At 34.5% G+C, this 19,384-nt stretch carries 21 protein-coding genes; 11 read left to right on the plus strand and 10 right to left on the minus strand.

Translation table 11 applies throughout. The features are described from left to right. Positions 1–124 precede the first annotated feature (124 nt). From ERX46_RS05620 to ERX46_RS05630, 3 genes are all read left to right on the plus strand, one after another. The gene (locus ERX46_RS05620; protein ID WP_130092862.1) at positions 125–553 is read left to right on the plus strand and encodes a hypothetical protein; all 429 of its coding nucleotides are present in this window, start codon (positions 125–127) and stop codon (positions 551–553) included. Between the two features lie 160 nt (positions 554–713). Continuing rightward, a complete protein-coding gene (rplS, locus tag ERX46_RS05625; protein WP_130092863.1) occupies positions 714–1,064 on the plus strand; it encodes a 50S ribosomal protein L19 in 351 nt (116 codons plus the stop codon). 79 nt (positions 1,065–1,143) lie between these two features. Then, positions 1,144–1,857: a glycoside hydrolase family 25 protein gene (locus ERX46_RS05630; RefSeq protein WP_130092864.1), complete on the plus strand. Its 714-nt coding sequence runs from the start codon at positions 1,144–1,146 to the stop codon at positions 1,855–1,857. Positions 1,858–2,074: 217 nt separating this feature from the next. Here the strand turns inward: ERX46_RS05630 and ERX46_RS05635 are convergent, their stop codons facing one another. The 3 genes from ERX46_RS05635 to ERX46_RS05645 form a co-directional block, all read right to left on the minus strand. Then, positions 2,075–2,335 carry a hypothetical protein gene (locus ERX46_RS05635; protein WP_130092865.1) on the minus strand — a complete coding sequence of 87 codons (261 nt, stop codon included), beginning with the start codon at positions 2,333–2,335 and terminating at the stop codon, positions 2,075–2,077. A 111-nt stretch (positions 2,336–2,446) separates the two neighbouring features. After that, entirely contained in the window at positions 2,447–3,424 is a 978-nt protein-coding gene (locus tag ERX46_RS05640) for a chorismate-binding protein (protein WP_130092866.1), read from the minus strand. A gap of 7 nt (positions 3,425–3,431) precedes the next feature. Further along, positions 3,432–3,851: a PaaI family thioesterase gene (locus tag ERX46_RS05645; protein ID WP_130092867.1), complete on the minus strand. Its 420-nt coding sequence runs from the start codon at positions 3,849–3,851 to the stop codon at positions 3,432–3,434. Between the two features lie 104 nt (positions 3,852–3,955). Between ERX46_RS05645 and murB the strand changes: the two genes are divergently transcribed. The 5 genes from murB to ERX46_RS05670 all read left to right on the plus strand — a co-directional run bounded on the left by murB (position 3,956) and on the right by ERX46_RS05670 (position 10,298). After that, positions 3,956–4,966: a UDP-N-acetylmuramate dehydrogenase gene (murB, locus tag ERX46_RS05650; protein ID WP_130093195.1), complete on the plus strand. Its 1,011-nt coding sequence runs from the start codon at positions 3,956–3,958 to the stop codon at positions 4,964–4,966. A gap of 171 nt (positions 4,967–5,137) precedes the next feature. Then, entirely contained in the window at positions 5,138–6,403 is a 1,266-nt protein-coding gene (locus ERX46_RS05655) for an aminotransferase class I/II-fold pyridoxal phosphate-dependent enzyme (protein ID WP_130092868.1), read from the plus strand. 514 nt (positions 6,404–6,917) lie between these two features. Further along, a complete protein-coding gene (locus ERX46_RS05660) occupies positions 6,918–8,642 on the plus strand; it encodes a 3-ketosteroid-delta-1-dehydrogenase (protein WP_130092869.1) in 1,725 nt (574 codons plus the stop codon). Between the two features lie 228 nt (positions 8,643–8,870). Continuing rightward, positions 8,871–9,638 carry a CDP-alcohol phosphatidyltransferase family protein gene (locus tag ERX46_RS05665; RefSeq protein WP_130092870.1) on the plus strand — a complete coding sequence of 256 codons (768 nt, stop codon included), beginning with the start codon at positions 8,871–8,873 and terminating at the stop codon, positions 9,636–9,638. Between the two features lie 141 nt (positions 9,639–9,779). Further along, entirely contained in the window at positions 9,780–10,298 is a 519-nt protein-coding gene (locus ERX46_RS05670; protein ID WP_130092871.1) for a GNAT family N-acetyltransferase, read from the plus strand. Between the two features lie 61 nt (positions 10,299–10,359). Here the strand turns inward: ERX46_RS05670 and ERX46_RS05675 are convergent, their stop codons facing one another. After that, complete coding sequence (locus ERX46_RS05675; RefSeq protein WP_130092872.1) at positions 10,360–11,571, minus strand: acetyl-CoA C-acyltransferase; 1,212 nt, start codon at positions 11,569–11,571, stop codon at positions 10,360–10,362. A gap of 169 nt (positions 11,572–11,740) precedes the next feature. Between ERX46_RS05675 and ERX46_RS05680 the strand changes: the two genes are divergently transcribed. The 3 genes from ERX46_RS05680 to ERX46_RS05690 all read left to right on the plus strand — a co-directional run bounded on the left by ERX46_RS05680 (position 11,741) and on the right by ERX46_RS05690 (position 16,451). Next, positions 11,741–12,838, plus strand: a complete 1,098-nt coding sequence (locus tag ERX46_RS05680; RefSeq protein WP_130092873.1) for a tetratricopeptide repeat protein — start codon at positions 11,741–11,743, stop codon at positions 12,836–12,838. A 12-nt stretch (positions 12,839–12,850) separates the two neighbouring features. Next, positions 12,851–14,926, plus strand: coding sequence for an OmpA family protein (locus ERX46_RS05685; protein ID WP_130092874.1), 2,076 nt, complete (start codon positions 12,851–12,853; stop codon positions 14,924–14,926). A gap of 139 nt (positions 14,927–15,065) precedes the next feature. Continuing rightward, the gene (locus tag ERX46_RS05690; protein ID WP_130092875.1) at positions 15,066–16,451 is read left to right on the plus strand and encodes an FAD-binding oxidoreductase; all 1,386 of its coding nucleotides are present in this window, start codon (positions 15,066–15,068) and stop codon (positions 16,449–16,451) included. A gap of 11 nt (positions 16,452–16,462) precedes the next feature. On the opposite strand, the gene ERX46_RS05695 is transcribed toward ERX46_RS05690, so the two are convergent. The 6 genes from ERX46_RS05695 to ERX46_RS05720 all read right to left on the minus strand — a co-directional run bounded on the left by ERX46_RS05695 (position 16,463) and on the right by ERX46_RS05720 (position 19,302). Continuing rightward, positions 16,463–16,918, minus strand: coding sequence for a hemerythrin domain-containing protein (locus ERX46_RS05695; protein WP_242494535.1), 456 nt, complete (start codon positions 16,916–16,918; stop codon positions 16,463–16,465). Between the two features lie 13 nt (positions 16,919–16,931). After that, a complete protein-coding gene (locus ERX46_RS05700) occupies positions 16,932–17,255 on the minus strand; it encodes a phosphoribosylpyrophosphate synthetase (RefSeq protein WP_130092877.1) in 324 nt (107 codons plus the stop codon). Positions 17,256–17,277: 22 nt separating this feature from the next. After that, complete coding sequence (locus ERX46_RS05705; RefSeq protein ID WP_130092878.1) at positions 17,278–17,856, minus strand: hypothetical protein; 579 nt, start codon at positions 17,854–17,856, stop codon at positions 17,278–17,280. Positions 17,857–17,920: 64 nt separating this feature from the next. Then, positions 17,921–18,412 (minus strand): thiol peroxidase, encoded by a 492-nt coding sequence (gene tpx, locus ERX46_RS05710; protein ID WP_130092879.1) that lies wholly within the window; start codon positions 18,410–18,412, stop codon positions 17,921–17,923. A gap of 138 nt (positions 18,413–18,550) precedes the next feature. Next, positions 18,551–18,955, minus strand: a complete 405-nt coding sequence (locus ERX46_RS05715; protein ID WP_207214127.1) for a group III truncated hemoglobin — start codon at positions 18,953–18,955, stop codon at positions 18,551–18,553. Further along, positions 18,952–19,302 (minus strand): cupin domain-containing protein, encoded by a 351-nt coding sequence (locus ERX46_RS05720; protein ID WP_130092881.1) that lies wholly within the window; start codon positions 19,300–19,302, stop codon positions 18,952–18,954. Before ERX46_RS05720 ends, ERX46_RS05715 begins: the two co-directional genes overlap by 4 nt. Positions 19,303–19,384: the final 82 nt, after the last annotated feature.

Genomic DNA, 19,384 nt, shown 5'->3' on the forward strand with positions numbered 1-19,384 from the left:
AAATTCTGCTCCACAAGCGAAGACAGTTGAAAAACCAAAACCGATAACTTTAAACAAGGAAGCTAAGCAGCTCTCCGCTCCTACTCGAAAGCTCAATAATTCCTACTTAGGCATCAACGATTTAATGTCTCAAGCGAATGAGAAAAAAGAGGAAGTTGTTGAAGAAAACCACGACAATCGTCCAACAGATTCATTTTCTATTGATGATTTAAGAATGACTTGGAGAAAGTTCGCATTCAAAGCTAAAGAAGATGGAATGGGAACACTCTACACAGCGATGATTGGAAATGACCCGGAAATTGGAGAAAACTTTTTGATAAAGCACAGAGTAGATAATGATGTTCAGCTAGGATTTATTCAAACGCATGAAACAACATTAGTTGGATATTTAAGAAAAGAACTCAATAACTGGTCTATTCAATTAAAACTAACTGAAGAAACAATTGAAGCAGGAAAATTCTACTCAAGTCAAGATAAATTTAACGACATGGCGGAGCGTAATCCGCATTTAACAACATTACGTCAAAAATTTAAGCTAGATATTGATTTTTAGTAAGCCAATAAGCATTGTAGTAATTAAACAAATATGTATATTTGCACCACTAATTAAACGCGAATTAAATTTTTAAATAATATTCAATATCCGGCGTGTTTAATTCATAAATTATATGTAATATTGCACCCCAATTTCGGATAAGAATAAAATAATAGTCATGGATTTAATAAAAGAAGTTCAAAACGAATTTTCAACGGCATACGACGCACCAGTTTTCGGAGCAGGAGACACAGTAGCTGTTTCATATAAAATTAGAGAAGGTGAAAAAGAGCGTATTCAGCAGTACACTGGGGTTGTTTTACAACGTCGTGGTGTTGGATCAACGGAGACTTTCACTGTTCGTAAAATATCAGGTGGTATCGGAGTAGAGCGTATCTTCCCATTACACTCACCTTTTATTGACGATATTAAAGTTCTTAAAAGAGGTGCTGTACGTAGAGCTCGTATTTTCTACTTCCGTGAAAGAACTGGTAAAGCTGCAAGAATTAAGGAAAAAAGAAGATTCTAGAATTTTCTTTCCTAAAATATATTTAAGGACTTTCTTTCCAAAGGAAGTCCTTTTTTTGGTTGAATAAATTTCAATTAGAATGAAAAGGAAACGAAAGCGTCCAGTCATAATCCCACTTATTCTATTCCTAATCATTTTCAGCTTGATCCTTTGGAGTTCATTACAGTTTAAAAGCAGTGATGATTTCAATTATGCAATTCCAAAAAACTACAAAGGATTCGGAATCGACGTTTCTCACCACCAAGGTAAAATTAATTGGGACACTTTATTTTCCAAACCGCTTTCTCCAACTATTCAATTTGTTTATGCAAAAGCAACTGAAGGAAAGGACCATACAGACAGAGAGTGGGGATACAACCGATCTGAATTGATAAGAAAAAAAATAAAACATGGAGCCTACCATTTCTTTCGACCAGAAACAAATCCTTTAGAACAAGTAAACCATTTTTTAAAGCAATACCAACCCCGTGAAACCGACTTAGCTCCAGTTTTAGACGTGGAAATCGAAGCTATTTCTGATGAAGTACTTCTAGAAAACATGAAGATCTTCTTAGTTGAAGTTGAAGAAAGAACGGGTAAAAGACCAATTATCTATACTTCATTCCATTTCTACAGAACAAAATTCAAGAATCAATTCGAAGATTACAAATTTTGGATAGCAGCCTATTCAGAGCCTTTTCTTTTACCCAAAGACGAACGAATTCTATATTGGCAATTTACAGATCAAGGAGATTTACCGTATCATAAGAATGTGAAATTAGATCTGAATGTGAGTCGGGTGGCTTTTGATTAACAACTGACTTCGTCTCCGCTCAGCCAACTGTTAATTTTACTCAGCCGACTAGCGTTTTATTGATTATTAAAGTTCCCCTGTATTTAAAATCCCCCCCAAAGCAACAAGCCGATCATCTAAAAGAAAAAACACATATAGAATAGCTCTTCATCCTCGCTCTCCACTTTAACAATCGACAAATTAGGGAATGAGGCGAAATCAAATGGAATATGCTATATCATAAAATTGAAATAATCATTATTTGACTCAATAAAATTGCGGAAAGAAAAAATATATAAAGATAAACTAAATCAATTTTCTTCAAAAGTGAAAAAGCACCATAAATCAAACCAAAAACAACACTTACTAAAATTGAAATAAAAGCAATTTGAACAATGATAAATTCTGGGCGTCCATTATAAATCAACTCATGATATATCATCAGCAAAAAGCCAGACGATAGTAGTATGCCAGTTTTGATAAAAATTTTAAGTTTCATTATTAAAATATTTAGCAACTTTAAAACATAATGTAAAGTACATTTTAAACTTTAAATCGAGGCGGCTGAGCTTTCGGTTATTGAGCCTGTCGAAATACCGAAGCCCCGACATCACCCAAATATAACAGACAACAAAGTCTCGCTTTTATCTTCTGTTTCTTGTAATTCTTTTGCTAGATCTGAAGCAAGCGTAATTCCTCCTCCAACATATAAAGCGAAGTTTTCTTTTAAAACTTGCATGCAGCGAAGGTTTACATAAACAGCCAATTCATCTTTAGATTTCAATCCAACAAGTCCTGTATAAAACTCACGTTCATGTGGTTCGTTGGTAAGAATGTGTTCTTGTGCTAAATCACTTGGGGTTCCACAAACAGCCGGTGTTGGGTGAAGCGATTGCATTAAAGCATTCCATTTTTCTTTTGGCAATTGGAATTCATAATCTGTTTGCAAATGATAAACTGCTCCTTTTTTTACTGTTTCCGCTTGCGAAACAACTAGTTTTCCTGGAGATTGTTCATTGATTTTATCTTTTACAAAATCTACTACATATTGTTGTTCTTCTTGCTCTTTTTCTGTCCATTCAGTTTCTTCAGAACTTTTTGTTCCGGCCAGAGCCATAGATTTCATACAATTTTCATTTCCAGAAAGTAAAGTTTCTGGAGTCGCCCCTATCCAAGTTCCGAATTTTTCATCGCTTGCTAAATAGACCAAAGCTTGGCTTTTGTATGCTTTTGCTAATCGATTAAAAACAGTTTCCATTTCTAACAAATCTTCTTTTTCTACCAATTTAATTCTAGAGAAAATAGCTTTTTGGATACCGAACATTTCGAAGCCGTCAATGAAATATTGAAGTCCGTTTAAGTAAGCTTTTTCGTTGGCTACAAAAATATTGTCTTCATTATTAAAAGTTAAATCAGCATTAGAAAAAGAACTGATTTCCTGATCTATTTCAAAATAAAACGACTTTTTCTTGGTGAAATCTGTAATAAAAAAACAGTCGTCAGGAAGTTTTTCCAGGCCTTTCTCTACCCATTTACCTTTATACATCTTTGCAGTTCCATTTGGAAACTGATATGCTAAACAAGCCATAATAATTCTATTTTCTAGGTACAACCATAACTGTTAAACGTCCTGTACAAACCAAAACACCTGTTTCATTATCAGTCAAATCAACTTGCCAAACATGCGTTCTTTTTCCTGCATGCACAACTTTTCCAACCGCTTTTACTAAACCAGATGACATTCCACCCACGTGATTTGCATTAATTTCAATTCCAACAGGTACTTCCTTTTCAATATCTAGCATCAATGTTGAACCCATCGAACCAATACTTTCAATTAAAGCTGCACTTGCTCCACCATGAAGTAATTTCATAGGTTGATGCGTTTTTGAATTCACAGGCATTGTTGCCACTATATAGTCTTTTCCTAGTTCCACACACTTTATATCCAAAACTTCCATCAGCGTGTCCTTACTAAAAGAATTGATATAATCTAAATCTACTTGTTTGAGCATAAAATTGATTTTAAAAAGTTTTTAAATACTGAATAATGATAAAACAATCAACTTCTGTATTTGTGCACCCTAAAAGTAATTACATTCGTATAAAAATTGACAAAATGCTTCAAGAAAACGTAAATCTTAAACCATTCAACACTTTCGGAATAACTGTTCATTCGAAATATTTCGCTACTTTCTCATCAATAAAAGTGTTACAAACCCTTCTTTCTGAGGTAAAAGACAGAAACTTATTGATTTTAGGTGGAGGAAGTAATGTACTATTTCAAGGGGATTATGATGGCGTTATTTTACGCAATGAAATAAAAGGAATTGAACTTATCCAAGAAACTGATAAGGAAGTAATTTTGAAAGTTGGTGCTGGGGAGAATTGGCACGAATTAGTTCTACATGCAATTAAAAAAGGATGGGGAGGAATAGAAAATTTATCTCTTATTCCGGGAAGTGTTGGCGCTAGTCCTATGCAAAACATTGGGGCTTATGGAGTAGAAATTAAAGATGTCTTTGAATCTTTAGAGGCATTAGAAATTGCTACAGGTCAAATCCGTACTTTCTCGCATGAAGATTGTCAATTTGGTTACAGAGAGAGTGTTTTTAAAAAGGAATTAAAAGACAAATTCGTTATTACTTCTGTCAATTATAAACTCAGGAGATCTTCACAACTCAACACAAGTTATGGTGCAATAGAAGAAGAGTTGAACTTGAGAAAGATTACAGAGCCTTCAATTAAGGATGTGAGTGATGCGGTAATTGCTATTCGTCAATCAAAACTACCTGATCCTAAGAAAATTGGAAATGCTGGGAGTTTCTTTAAAAACCCAGTAATTCCTACAAAGCAATATGTAGAATTACAGAAGCGTTACGCGAATATTCCTTCTTATAAAGTGGATGAATTGAACGTAAAAGTTCCAGCAGGTTGGCTGATTGATCAATCTGGATGGAAAGGCAAAACAATTGGTGATTATGGTGTGCATAAACGCCAGGCTTTGGTCCTTGTGAACTATAAAGACGCCAAAGGAGTGGATATTTTAAATCTATCAGAACAGATAATTCAGGATATTTTTGAGGGTTATGGGATAAAACTCGAACGAGAAGTGAATATTATCCATTAAAAGTAGTATTTAAAAAAGTTCTAAACAACTTACACCACTATAAAACAACTATTTAAACAATATATGATTTAATAAATCATCATTTAGAGTATGAAAATCTCTAAAAATCAGCTATCTTTGCAAACATAATTAATAGCAACTTTTTATAAGGTTGGCTAAAAAAAGACTTTTATGGCTAAAGACATATTTGAAAAAATAAAAGAAAATAGAGGTCCGATAGGACAGCATGCTAAAGGAGTTCATGGCTACTTTACTTTCCCTAAATTGGAAGGTGAAATCGGAAACAAGATGTTATTCCGAGGAAAAGAGTGCCTTGTATGGTCAGTAAACAACTACTTAGGTTTAGCAAATCACCCAGAAGTTCGTAAAGCAGATGCTGAGGCGGCTGCAAAATGGGGGATGGCTTATCCAATGGGAGCTAGAATGATGACTGGTCAGACAAGTGAGCACGAAGCTTTAGAAAATGAACTTTCAGATTTCATGGGTACAGAAGACACCATTCTTTTAAACTTCGGTTATCAAGGAATGGTTTCAGCTATCGATTGTTTAGTAGACCGTAATGACGTTATCGTTTACGATAGTGAATCTCACGCGTGTATTTTAGACGGAATGAGATTGCATGCAGGAAAACGCTTTGTTTTTAAGCACAATGATATGGAGAGCTTTGACACACAAATGTCGAGAGCAACTAAATTGGTTGAAAACAATAACGGTGGAATTCTTGTAATTACTGAAGGTGTATTCGGAATGGCTGGAGATCAAGGAGACCTTAAAGGAATCGTTGAATTCAGAAAGTCAGGAAAATACGACTTTAGATTATTCGTAGATGACGCGCATGGTTTCGGAACTATTGGTGAAACAGGAATGGGTGCTGGTGAAGAACAAGGTGTTCACGAAGAAATCGATGTATTGTTCGGAACTTTTGCTAAATCAATGGCTTCAATTGGAGCATTTATTTGTGCAAAAGAACACATTATCGAATTCATGCGTTACAACATGCGTTCGCAAATGTTTGCCAAATCACTTCCAATGCCTTTAGTTGTTGGTGCGCGTAAGCGTTTAGAGTTATTAAGAACTCAGCCAGAACATAAAGAGAACCTTTGGAAAATCGCAACTGCATTACAGAAAGGATTGAGAGAAAACGGATTCAACATTGGAGAAACTAACTCTGCTGTAACTCCTGTTAATCTTCAAGGAAATCTTGCTGAAGCAACAAATATGACTTTTGATTTACGTGAAAACTACAGTATTTTCTGTTCAATTGTTATTTATCCAGTTGTTCCTAAGGATACAATTATGTTGCGTTTAATTCCTACAGCGGCTCACACCCTAGAGGATGTACAATACACAATTGATACCTTCAAAATAGTGAAAGCTAAATTGGATAGAGGAGAATACAAAGCAGAAGAGCTTGCAAACGTTGAAGTTGACAAATAAAATTTCTGAATTAGAAATTGAATATATATTTTGCTTAACTTGTTAATATAATTAAGTGCTCCCCAACTATGTTGGGGAGCATTTTTTGTTGGCTCAAACTATATCAGCATTAATGAAATTCCAATTTTCAAGCTATAATACTGTTATAATGATTTTATCTTTAATTGTTTTAAATCTTTACCATTCCTTCGCTTGAGAACCCAAGGCCCCAACATTTCATTTTTTTCTATTTAAGCCTTAATTCAACATCTTTTTATTTGACCAAAAAGCCACATGATTTTACATAAGATTAACAGTCTTTTAAGTAAAATAAGCTTACGATTCCTTTGAATCCTCTTTAATTATTAGCCGAAAACAAATACTGAGTTAGCTCATGTCCTATCATGACTTATATCATTATTTTGTCCTTGTTAAGAATGTATGTTGCACCATGATAAGTTAGACTACTATCTTAATAAGATGGATGAAGTAGAAAGTCTATAATTCAACGAATAATAAATAAATTGGAATAATTATGACAAATAATAAAAGCAATGTTCAATCAATTCTTGAAGGCAGCACGGTAGATTTACTTGTTGTTGGATCTGGTACAGGAATTTCTGCCGCATTAGCTGCAAACGAAAAAGGACTAAGTACTATGGTGATCGAAAAAACAGAATTCGTTGGAGGATCAACCGCACTTTCCGGCGGAGCGTTTTGGATTCCTGCCAATCCTACTTTAAAAGCTGGTGGCTCTAAAGACACGATTGAAAAAGGTAGGACTTATTTAAAAACCCTTGTTAAAAATGATACTCCTTCAGAAAGGTGGGAAAACTTTTTAGAGAATGGAAGCGCAACTGTGGAAATGCTATTGAGAACAACACCAATGAAATTTTTCTGGGCAAAAGGATATTCCGATTATCACCCGGAAATTCCAGGAGGAGATCCATTAGGGAGAACATGTGAGTGTAAACCTTTTGACCTTAAAAAATTAGGTGACAATTTATCCAACTACCGCCCTAGTCAGATGGAAGCTCCAGTTCCAATGCCTGTAACTGGTTACGATTATAAATGGATGAACTTAATGGTTAGAAAGCCTTTTAAATCATTTCCTATAATTTTCAAAAGATTATTTCAAGGTATTGGAGGTTTAATAATTGGACGAAAGTATGCTGCAGGTGGTCAGGCTTTAGGAGCGGGTTTATACGCAGGAGCATTAAATGCAAACATTCCAGTTATAACGAACACCAAACTAGTAGAACTTTTAATGGATGGCGAAAACGTTGTTGGCGCTGTTGTTGACCAAAATGGAACTATAAAAACAATTAATGTTACCAAAGGAGTAGTATTGGCAGCTGGTGGATTTGATCACAACATGCCAATGCGTCAAAAGTATCAATCTGCCTCCTTACAGCCGAATTATAGTTTCGGAGCGGAAGGAAATACAGGAGATGCTATTTTACTTTCTCAAGCAATTGGAGCTGATATCGACTTAATGAAACAAGCTTGGTGGTTCCCGGCGGTTGCTCCAGTGAAAAAAGGTGATTCCCCACAGGTTCTCTTAGCTGAACGTTCGCTTCCTGGAAGTTTCATGGTAAATAGTACAGGGAAAAGATTTATTAATGAAGCAACCGACTATATGAGTTTTGGTCAAAAGCTTTTAGCGGATGAAAAAGAAGGAACACCGATTGGTGATATGTGGTTGGTATTCGACCAAACCTATCGCAACAGGTATATTCTAGCTGGATCATTATTTCCAAGAGCCAAACTTCCAGAAGAATGGTATAATGCTGGAATTGCCTATTCCGCTGATTCAGCTGAAGAACTTGCTAAAGCTATAGGTCTGCCAGTAAATGAATTCAATTCAGCTTTTAACCGCTTTAATGAAATGGCTGATAAAGGTAAAGATGAAGATTACAAAAGAGGTGATAGCGCTTACGACAGATACTACGGTGACCCAACGGTTAAACCGAATCCAAATTTACTCGCTTTAACAGACAAGCTGTATGCAGTTAAAGTTGTTCTGTCAGACCTAGGAACATGTGGAGGACTTGTTGCCGATGAGCATGGTCGAGTATTACGTAAAGACAAATCTACAATTGAAGGATTATATGCAATTGGAAACACAGCTGCGAACATTTTCGGAAAAACATACCCAGGAGCTGGAGGAACAATTTGCCAAGGACTTGTATATGGATATATTGTTGCTCAACATGCATCAAAAAAAGCGCCTGTAAATGTCAAACTTCAAAATGCTTAATTTGAATAATAATTATACTATTTAACATTTTACCATTCACACTTCAATTAAGTGCCATTCAAAAATGAATGGCACTTTTTTTATTTATACAGTGTGCTTTTCTTAACAATTCAACTGATTTCTAACTAAAAAAGAAGTGTTAGAGTTTAAGATGTACTACTTTTGTACCCGTTGATTATATTATCACAAAACACAGGGGTTTCATATCTCTACTTGTTAATAAAATAAATGTCTAAACTTCCTTTAGAATACAAATTCATTGACGTATCAGATTATGGTAGAAAACCAGGTAGATGGTTTGCACAATCATTGGTCAACACAAAAGCCACTCCAATTCATGTAACTTCATTGTTCATTGTTGCTGGATTAGTAGCAATTGCGTGTATTCTTAGTGGATATTATTATGCTGCGGCATTTTTCATAGTTTTAAAATCAATTATCGATGCTTCTGATGGAGAATTGGCGAGATTAAAAAATACTCCTTCTTACACTGGAAGATTCTATGATTCACTGGCAGATCTTTTTCTAAACTTCCTATTTCTTTCATCAATTACCTACGTTACAGGAACGCCGTTTGGAGAAATGCTTTTGGCCTTTTTTGGAATCCAATTACAAGGAACACTTTATAATTTCTACTATGTTATTCTAAGAAATAATGTCAACGGAGATTCAACTAGTCGTGTTTTTGAAAATGAAGTACCTATAGCACTTCCAGGTGAAAAGCAAAGTACTGTAGACAAATTATACAAAGCCTATATTGCATTTTATGGACCATTTGATAAGATTATTTATGCAATGGATAGAGATGCAGCCAACAGTAAACCTTTCCCAAAATGGTTTATGACACTGGTCTCAATTTACGGGTTAGGATTTCAATTGTTAATTATGGCGGTAATGTTAATGATAGATTTAGCAGAATACATCATTCCATTTTTAACTTGGTATTCAGTTTTCATTTTGGTATTTATTGGAATAAGAAAGCTATTTTTAAAGTAACGGATTTTAGCTTTTGGATATATACTTTAAGCTGTATGCCGTTAGTTTAAATCGATCACTAGTTCTACATTGAATAAAATTAGTAATCGGAACAAGAAAAGGTGTGGTTTATTTACTTTCATTCTAGACACAATAAAAATAATGAATATCAACTTTAGAAAAGCAGACAATTCAGATTTACCTTTAATTTGGAACATCTTAAATCAAGCAATTGCAAGAAGAAAAGCTGATGGAAGTAACCAATGGCAAGATGGCTATCCGAATGAAGATTCTATAAATTCAGACATTGAAAAAGACGCTGGATTTGTTCTTACTGAGAATGATATAGTAATTGGATATTGCGCGATTTTGATTAACGATGAGCCTGAATACGCTAATATTCAAGGGAAATGGTTGACAAATGGAGATTTTGTTGTTTATCACCGAGTTGCTATTGCTGAAGGTCATTTGGGAAAAGGTTTGGCCAGAAAAATGTTGAATTTCATAGAAGAGTTTGCTTTAGAAAATAAAGTACACAGTATTAAAGCGGATACAAATTTTGATAATGGAGCAATGTTAGCCCTTTTTGAAAAACTGGGTTATGTGTATTGTGGAGAAGTGTTTTTTAGAGGAAGTGCTCGTAAGGCATTTGAGAAAACTGTATTGAGTAGAGAGTTTTGAGTAAGGAGATTAAAAAAAGGCAAACGAATCGTTTGCCTTTTAAATTTAAATAATATTGTCTTTAAACCCTTTCAATTATAGCTGCGTAACCTTGACCAACACCAATACACAACGTAATCAAAGCATATCTTTTTTGTGTTTTTTGAAGTTGAATCGCTGCCGTTTGCAAAATACGAGAACCTGTCATACCCAGTGGGTGACCCAATGCAATTGCTCCACCATTTGGATTTAATCTTGGGTCATTATCTGCTAATCCCCATGCTCTTGTACAAGACAATGCTTGGGCTGCAAAAGCTTCGTTCAATTCAATGATGTCCATATCATCCATTGTTAAGCCTGTTCTTTTTAGTAATTTATTGGCAGCGTAAACAGGTCCAATTCCCATGATTCTTGGTTCAACTCCTGCAACAGCAGCTCCAATAAATCGAGCCATTGGTTTTAATTGGTGATCTTTTAAACCTTGTTCACTCGACAAAAGTATTGCTCCTGCTCCATCGTTTAATCCTGAAGAATTTCCAGCAGTTACAGAACCGCCTTCTTTCTTAAAAGCTGGACGTAATTTACTTAATGTTTCAACAGTTGTTCCTGGACGGAAAAACTCATCTTTATCAAATATTAAAGCATCTTGTTTACGGCGTGGAATTTCAACAGCAACTATTTCTTCTGCTAAACGACCATTTGACCATGCAGCTTCTGCTTTTTGTTGTGACCATGCAGCAAATTTATCTTGATCTTCACGAGAAACACCATATTTCGCGACCAAGTTTTCTGCGGTTTGCCCCATTCCTTCTGTTCCATAAACTTGATCCAGTTTAGGATTTACAAAACGCCATCCGAAAGAAGAATCATACAATTTAGCATCACTCCCAAAAGGAACAGCTGATTTACTCATCACCCATGGTCCACGTGTCATGTTCTCTACTCCACCTGCTAAATAAATATCTCCAGCACCGTCCTTGATTGCACGAGCGGCAGTTACAATTGCTGACAAACCAGAAGCACACAACCTATTGATCGTTTCACCACCAATTGAGCTTGGTAATCCCGCCAATAAAAGTGACATTCTTGCCACGTTTCTATTGTCTTCACCCGCTTGGTTAGCGCAACCAAAAATCACATCTTCAATTGCATTTGGATCTAACGTTGAATTTCTTTCTACAACAGTTTTCATTACTAATGCTGCCATATCATCTGGACGAACATTTGATAATGCACCTCTAAAACTTCCGATTGGCGTTCTCACACCGTCTACTATATATACTTCCTTGCTCATCTTTGTATTTGATTTTGAATGGCTAAAATAAGAACAATTTTAGAGAATTAAGGTAAATATGCACATCAAGACCTTGAAGAAACCCATTTTTATCTAATCTCATTTGGTGATTTCATTCTAAGGAATCCAATAAATTATTTTACTTTTAAGATCGATAAAATTATAGATTATGATAAAACGAAAATTATTCTTTGCTGGAATTTGCTTATGCTTTTTCGGCCCAGTAAGTTTTGCTCAGGAACTCACAGAAAAAGAACAAGCTTACATGGATTCTATTGCCGCTGAAAATAAAGAAAACAGCACAATTGCAGCAAGCCAAGAAGCTTACAATAAAGGAATAGAATTATTCAAACAGAAATCTTATACACAGGCAATAGCCTCTTTTAAAACTTCTATTGCTTCAGATCCAAATTTCACTGCGGCTTATTACAACAAAGGTGTTGCAGAAAATGAAGCGAATCAATTTAGTGATGCTTCAAAAACTTTATCGACCTTATTAGAGAAAGATCCAAGCTATTCAAAAGCATATTTTCAACGTGCACGCGCTCATCAAGGAAGTTTAGAATATTCTAAAGCTGAAATTGATTACAAAAAGTCAATTGAAATAGATCCAAAAAATCCAAATGCATATTATAATTATGGAACACTTCAATTCTTACAAAAAGATTATGACAAAGCGATTCAATCATTTACTACAACCATAGAAATGAATGGAAATTTGGCTTATGCATACAATGATCGCGCAAGTTGTCACCGAATGAAAGGTGATTATTCAAAAGCTATTGCAGATTATGAACAAGCAGAAAAGAAAAATCCAAATTTGGCTTTCGTGTTAAACAATATCGGAACAACTAAAATGAAAATGAAAAACTACGATGGAGCAATGGCCGCTTTTAATCGAGCTATTTCTATCGATAAGAATTTTCATTTAGCGTATAACAATCGTGGAGCAACACAGATGGAGCGTAACAAATTAGATGAAGCCTTATCTGATTTCGAGAAATGTGTCAATGTAAGCAGTAAATATGCACCCGGTTATGCAAATATTGCTGCTGTAAAATTCAAGAAAGAAGATTACAAAGGAGCTAAAATAGCTGCTGACAAGGCGATTCAATTGGATAAAGATTATGCAACTGCTTATGTCAACCGAGGAATGATTAACGAGATGTTACGTGATATGAATGCAGCTTGTGAAGATTGGCAGAAAGCCAAAGAATTAGGTTCTGAAACAGGCGGACAATATGCTGCACAAAACTGTGGATTCTAAAAATTGATAATTATGAAAAAAATAAACAGATATATATTAGTTATTTCACTTTTTATCAGTGGATTTACTACAGCCCAAAATGTTGAATTTAAACGCAGTAATTTTAAAGATAACGTTGAAGAATTTAAAGAAGCAACTGATGCTATCGACAAAGGGGTTCCACTTTTTGAAGAAGGTTCAGTAGCTATTTTTGAAGTTAAAGACCCTAAACTAGCATTTAAAAAAGCTCTTGTCCAATTCAAAATTGCGCAAAAGTTAAATGCAGAAAATGCTTTGAATAATTTTAGAATCGGTGTTTGCTATATTCACTCCTCAACTCCTTACAAAGCAATTTCATACCTAGAAAAAGCTTATGCCTTAGATCCTGAATGTGATCCATTCTTATATTATTACCATGGAAACGCAATGCAGTTGGAAGAAAAATTTGACGAAGCTTTAGTTTCTTACAAGAAGTTTGAAGAGAACTATAGAAAATCTGATAATTTCAACAAATTCGTTTCTATGCGCAAACTTGAATGCGGCTATGCTAAAAAGTATAAAGCTGAGCCAGTGCGCTGTTGGGTTGATAATGTAAAAACATTAAATACGGAGTTTGACGAGATTGCTCCAACTATTACTACAGATGGATCTGAAATTATCTTCAGTTCTAATCGTCCAAATTCAAATAAACCAAATGAAGTTGGAGAGTATGATCATGACATCTATACTTCTCTGAATGAAATGGGAACTTGGAAAAAAGTGAAAGCTATCCCTGGAAGTGTAAATTCCCCTTTAGATGACATCGTAAATAATTTATCTTATGACGGAACAAAAATGTTGATGCACAAAGATAACGAAGGTCAAATAGATATTTATGAAACTGTTTTAAATGGAGCAAATTGGGGTACTCCTGAAATTATGCATTTTCAAATAAGTACAAAGCGTACAAATGATATGTATGCATCATACAATCATGACGGTTACAACATCTATTTTGCGCGTGGAAATGAAAATTTAAGCAAAGGAACAAACATCATGTATTCTGGAATGCAGAGTATGCTGAAGAAAGATTATAAAACTGCAACAACGATTAATCAAGTAAATAGTCAGTTCAATGATGGACCAATTTACATGCATATTGACGGTAAAACAATGTATATCGCTTCACAAGGACATGAATCTATTGGTGGTTATGATATTTTTGTTTCTAAGAAAATTCAAGGTGGATGGTCGAAACCAGAAAATATGGGTTATCCTATAAATACACCTTACGATGATTTTTTCTTTGCAGCAACAGCGAATGGAAAATATGCTTATATTTCTTCTAATCGTCCGAATGGCGCAGGTGGATTTGATATTTACAAGGTCACTTTTTGGGGAGCTCAAAAACAACCAATTGTAGATATGGAAGATTACCTATTGGCTTCTATTGCAGAACCAATAAAAGACCCACAAATTGAGGAGGTCGTAAGTGTTAACAAAGTTTCTTTGACTGTTTTTAAAGGAAAAACAATTGATGCACTTTCAAGTAAAGCCGTTGAAGCAGCTATTGAAATCACAGACAATAAAAGCGGAAAAATAATTGAGCGTTTCACAACAAATAGTGCAACAGGTAAATTTCTACTTTCGTTAACTGCAGGTAAAAACTATGGAATTGCTGTTAAAGCAGATGGATATTTATTCCATTCAGAAAATTTTGATGTACTAGATGGAAGTGCATATAATCTTATCAATAAAACCATAGAACTGAAAAACATTGCTGTAGGAAGTAAAATTGCATTGCGTAATATTTTCTTCGATGTTGGTCAAGCTACTTTACGCAGTGAGTCAAATGCTGAACTAGACAGATTGGTGAAATTACTGAAAGATGTTCCTTCATTAAAAGTGGAAATCTCCGGACATACTGACAATACTGGTTCTTCTTCTATCAATGATAAATTATCTCAGAACAGAGCTGATGCAGTTGTTGTGTATTTAAAAGGAAAAGGAATTTCTGCAGGAAGATTATCAGCGAAAGGATACGGTTCATCAAAACCAATGGAAAGCAATAACAATTCACAAGGAAGACAAGAAAATAGAAGAACAGAATTTGAGATTATAGAAAATTAAAAAAAATTAAACTTCATCAATTAAAAAAAGAGATTCCTCGGCGTTTTAATTCTTTAGGCAGAACTAATAATATCTAAAATATGATGTTTTAGGTATGTTTAGCTGGATAAATTATTAGCATAAGCTTTAACTTCACACCATGACAAAAGAACAAGTAGAATATTTAATGAAAGAATTTAAGGACATCGCCTTAACTGATACTGATTCTTTGGATAAATATGGAAGAGATGAAACGGAAGATTTATTGTTTCCTCCACACATCGTTCTAAGACCTTCAAAAACTGAAGAAATCTCTGCTATTCTGAGTTATTGCAATGAAAATAAAATTCCTGTCACACCTTCGGGAGCTAGAACAGGATTAAGTGGTGGAGCTTTACCTATTAACGGTGGAGTTGCTTTGAGCTTAGAAAAGATGAATAAAATCATCAACATTGACGAGAATAATTCTCAAGTGATCACGGAACCTGGCGTAATTACTCAGGTTTTACAAAACGCGGTTAAAGAAAAAGGTTTGTTTTACCCTCCTGATCCTGCTTCAAAGGGAAGTTGTTTTATTGGTGGAAACATCGCCGAAAATAGCGGAGGACCAAAAGCAGTCAAATATGGAGTAACAGCAGATTATGTTTTGAATCTAGAAGTTGTTTTACCAAATGGTGAAATTATTTGGACAGGCGCTAACGTTTTAAAAAATGCAACGGGATATAATCTCACGCAATTGATTGTTGGAAGCGAAGGAACATTAGGAATCGTGACAAAAATTGTATTGCGACTCATTCCGCATCCTACAGATGACATGTTGATGTTAGTTCCCTTTTTTGATGCAAAGAAAGCTTGTGAAGCCGTTGCAGCCATTATGAAAACAGGAATTACACCCAGTGGTTTAGAATTTATGGAACGTGATGCAATTCAATGGACATTAAATAATATTCCGACGATTCAAATGGAAATTGATGAAAGACATGAAGCTCACTTACTAATTGAAGTAGATGGTTTTGATGAAAACAAACTCATTGAAGAATGTGAAAAAATCGCCGAGGTTTTAGAGCAATTCGAAACGGGCGATATTCTTTTCGCAGACAGTCAAGCACAAAAAGATAAACTTTGGGAAGTCCGACGAAAAGTTGGAGAAGCAGTAAAATCCCATTCTATTTACAAAGAAGAAGATACTGTTGTACCCAGATTTGAATTGCCAAATTTATTATCGGGAGTGAAAGCAATAGGAAAAAAGTATGGATTCAAATCTGTTTGTTATGGTCATGCTGGCGATGGAAATCTTCATGTGAATATTATTAAAGGAGCACTAACAGATGACCAATGGAACAACGAACTTCCTTTGGCTATTCGAGAAATATTTACGCTAACAGTAAAACTTGGCGGAACTATTTCAGGAGAACATGGAATTGGACTCGTTCAAAAATCTTACATGGATATCCCTTTTACAAACGTTTCATTGCAACTTATGCGAGATATCAAGAAAATTTTTGATCCAAACAATATTTTGAACCCGGGAAAAATTCTAATCTAAACCAGCAGATTTTAATCCCAATATTTATCGTCGTTATTCTCTACAAATTTCAATTCATCATGAAGCTCTGCAATCTTTTGCATTTCTGACGGAGTTGCTTTTTCTTGAATTACCATAAATAATTCTCTTTCTTCAAACCTGATATGTCGATCAAGTTCCTCTTCAATGTGATTGATTGTTTTGTCAAGATCATTTTCCTCAGTAAATAAACGGATTAGTCTTCGGTGTTCTGTAAGTGCTTTTTTAATCATTTCATCTTCATCACCAAGAATAGGGAAAATATATTTCTCTTCATCAGCGAAATGAGGCTTCAAATGATTTTCAAAAAACCAGTCATTGTATTTTTTAATTCTTTCTACAGAAACTCCATTTTTAATCCCTTTTCGAATTTTCCAACACAAAAGAAGCCCTTGGTGATGCTCTCTACTAAACGATTTAATTGATTCATGTCGCTTAAGTGGTTTCATTTTGCTTTCCATTTTATCTAATTTGTCTATGTAAGTGTGAAATTATTGTTGAAGTATCAGTGTCAGCATATACACCGTACGCATTCAGAAGTACACCTTTCACATCATGCTTATTTGAAGAAATCGCATACACAATCATTGAGTCTCCTGGATCATTTTCTCCTTCAAAACGATGAATTTCATCAATAACGAAGTCTTTTTCAGACAATGCTAAATCTGATTTTCTACAAACAATACAATCTTTTGTAGCTTCAATATAAAAATCAGTAGTATAACCGCGTTTCATTAAATCATTAATCGCCTCGGATACTGTTTCATACGTTGGTTTTCTTTTCATGATTTCAAATTTAAAGCAATACCTAATTTGGCATTACCATGATATGAGCTCTATGAGTACCTGGATCCATAATCCAAGGCATTCCCGGAGCAGAAGGTGAAAGAGGAAGCCCTGTTGACTCTTGAGTTGCATAAGGAATGTAAATCACATAACGTAATTTACCTTCCTCTAAAACTCCTGTTTTTACATCTAAATTTTCTTCTTTACCACTAAAAACATACATCATGCTTTGACCTTTAGGAAAATCCAATTCTCCAGAATCAATTTCAACTTTTCTAATCTCTCTTACTTCAATAGGAGATTTTCCTTCTGACTTCAAAACTCTGCCGCGCTGAAAGAAGTCTTCAAGCTCTGTATAATAGCACACAATTTGAATTCCGTCTTTATTTGGATCATCTGCAACACATGTCAAATAACTTTTAGAATCTCTCAAAACAGTCATTTCTACACCGTCGGCATAACCAATTACTTTGGCTTCATTTTTATCTTTTTCAGGTAAAAAATGAGTTGCTAAATTAATTTTAGCTTCATTACTCAATGCTTCTTGTGAAAATCCAGTTGAAACCAATAAAAAAGAAATTCCTAATATTATATTTTTCATATTCTTATTTTTTCGATAAGGTATGAAAATAAACACACTTTATAATGTCAACACAGAAACAAGTTTACACTTTATCTAAAGCTGCTTGATAATCTGGTTCGTCCGTTACCTCCTGAACTAATTCAGCATATTGAATTACTAAATTTTCATCAGTAACAATTACACCTCTTGCGTGTAACCCATTTAACGGCCCACCTTCCATCACGATTCCCAACTTATTAGCATCTCTGTAACGAAAATCAGATGCTGTTACAGCATTTTCAATTCCTTCCGAAGAACAAAAACGTTTAAATGCAAATGGTAAATCCAATGATGCGAAAACTAAATCAACATCGTTTCTATCTTTCAATTTGTCTGCAAATTTACTTAATTGCATTGCACAAACAGCCGTATCAACACTTGGGAAAATATTAAAAACTACTTTCTTTCCTTTTAAATCTTTCGTGTTTAATTCAGATAAATCTGCTTTCACTAATTTCATTTCAGGCAAAGTATCTCCAACTTTTGGGAAGCTGCCGTTTGTCTTAATTGCTGTTCCTTTAAATTTAATTTCCATTTCTTTATAATTATTAATGTTTAATTATTAGTGTTTAACGACCCTATTACTTATCATATTTCACTTTTTTCTATTCACTTATCTAGTCTTTGAGATTTCTTATCAAAGACTAGAAAACGCATAGTTTTCTTGCGGACACTATCTATGTAAACTGTTTTCTGGACGATGATTCCAGATTGCTAAAAACAAACCTGTCGACATTTTTCTTGCCCCATTTTTTGCTCTATCTGCTAATCTTCCTTCAAACATTTCGTCAATGGTTTTAAACCATAAACGCATCCAATGGGCAAAATGTTCTTGCGTAACGCCATAATTCATATTTTGATCAACTTCGGCATGGACCCTTGGTGGATTGCCTTTAAATTTAGGAATTCCAAATAAATTAGTTTCCCAAAAATCTGTAAGTTTTTCTAGATGTGGCGGCCATTGTTCAGCTGAAAGATGCGCATTAAAAATAGGTCCCAAGACTTCATCCGCTCTTATTTTATCATAGAAAGCATGAACCAATTTACTTACATCTTCTCTGTTTTCTATCTCTTTCATGATTTAGAATCTTCGGCTACTTTTTCAACACGTTCTGGTGAATCTAATTTCGATAAAGTTAATCGAACTACACTTTCTTCATTGGCCAATAAATCATGAGGTATATTTCCCTCAAGGGTTAAAATATCACCTTTTTTAAGTTGATGCTTCTCCCCTTTTACTCCAAATTCAATTGAACCTTCTAGTAAATGTACTACAATTGGAAAAGCAGTTTTGTGTTCTTTCATTATTTGCCCTTTTTTAAAGGCAATTCTAATTTCCTTAGAGAAAGAAGTTTCTAATACTACAGATATTTTTACTTTATCATCTGTAAAGACTAAATCGTTATAAAAAGAATTTTGTTCCATTTTGCTTGACATTATATTTAACATTAAATATAAGCAAAATTAAGCATTCAGCCAATAAAAGACAAGTTTATCCTTTATAGTT

The organism is Brumimicrobium glaciale (assembly GCF_004152935.1).
GTDB lineage: Bacteria > Bacteroidota > Bacteroidia > Flavobacteriales_D > Crocinitomicaceae > Brumimicrobium > Brumimicrobium glaciale.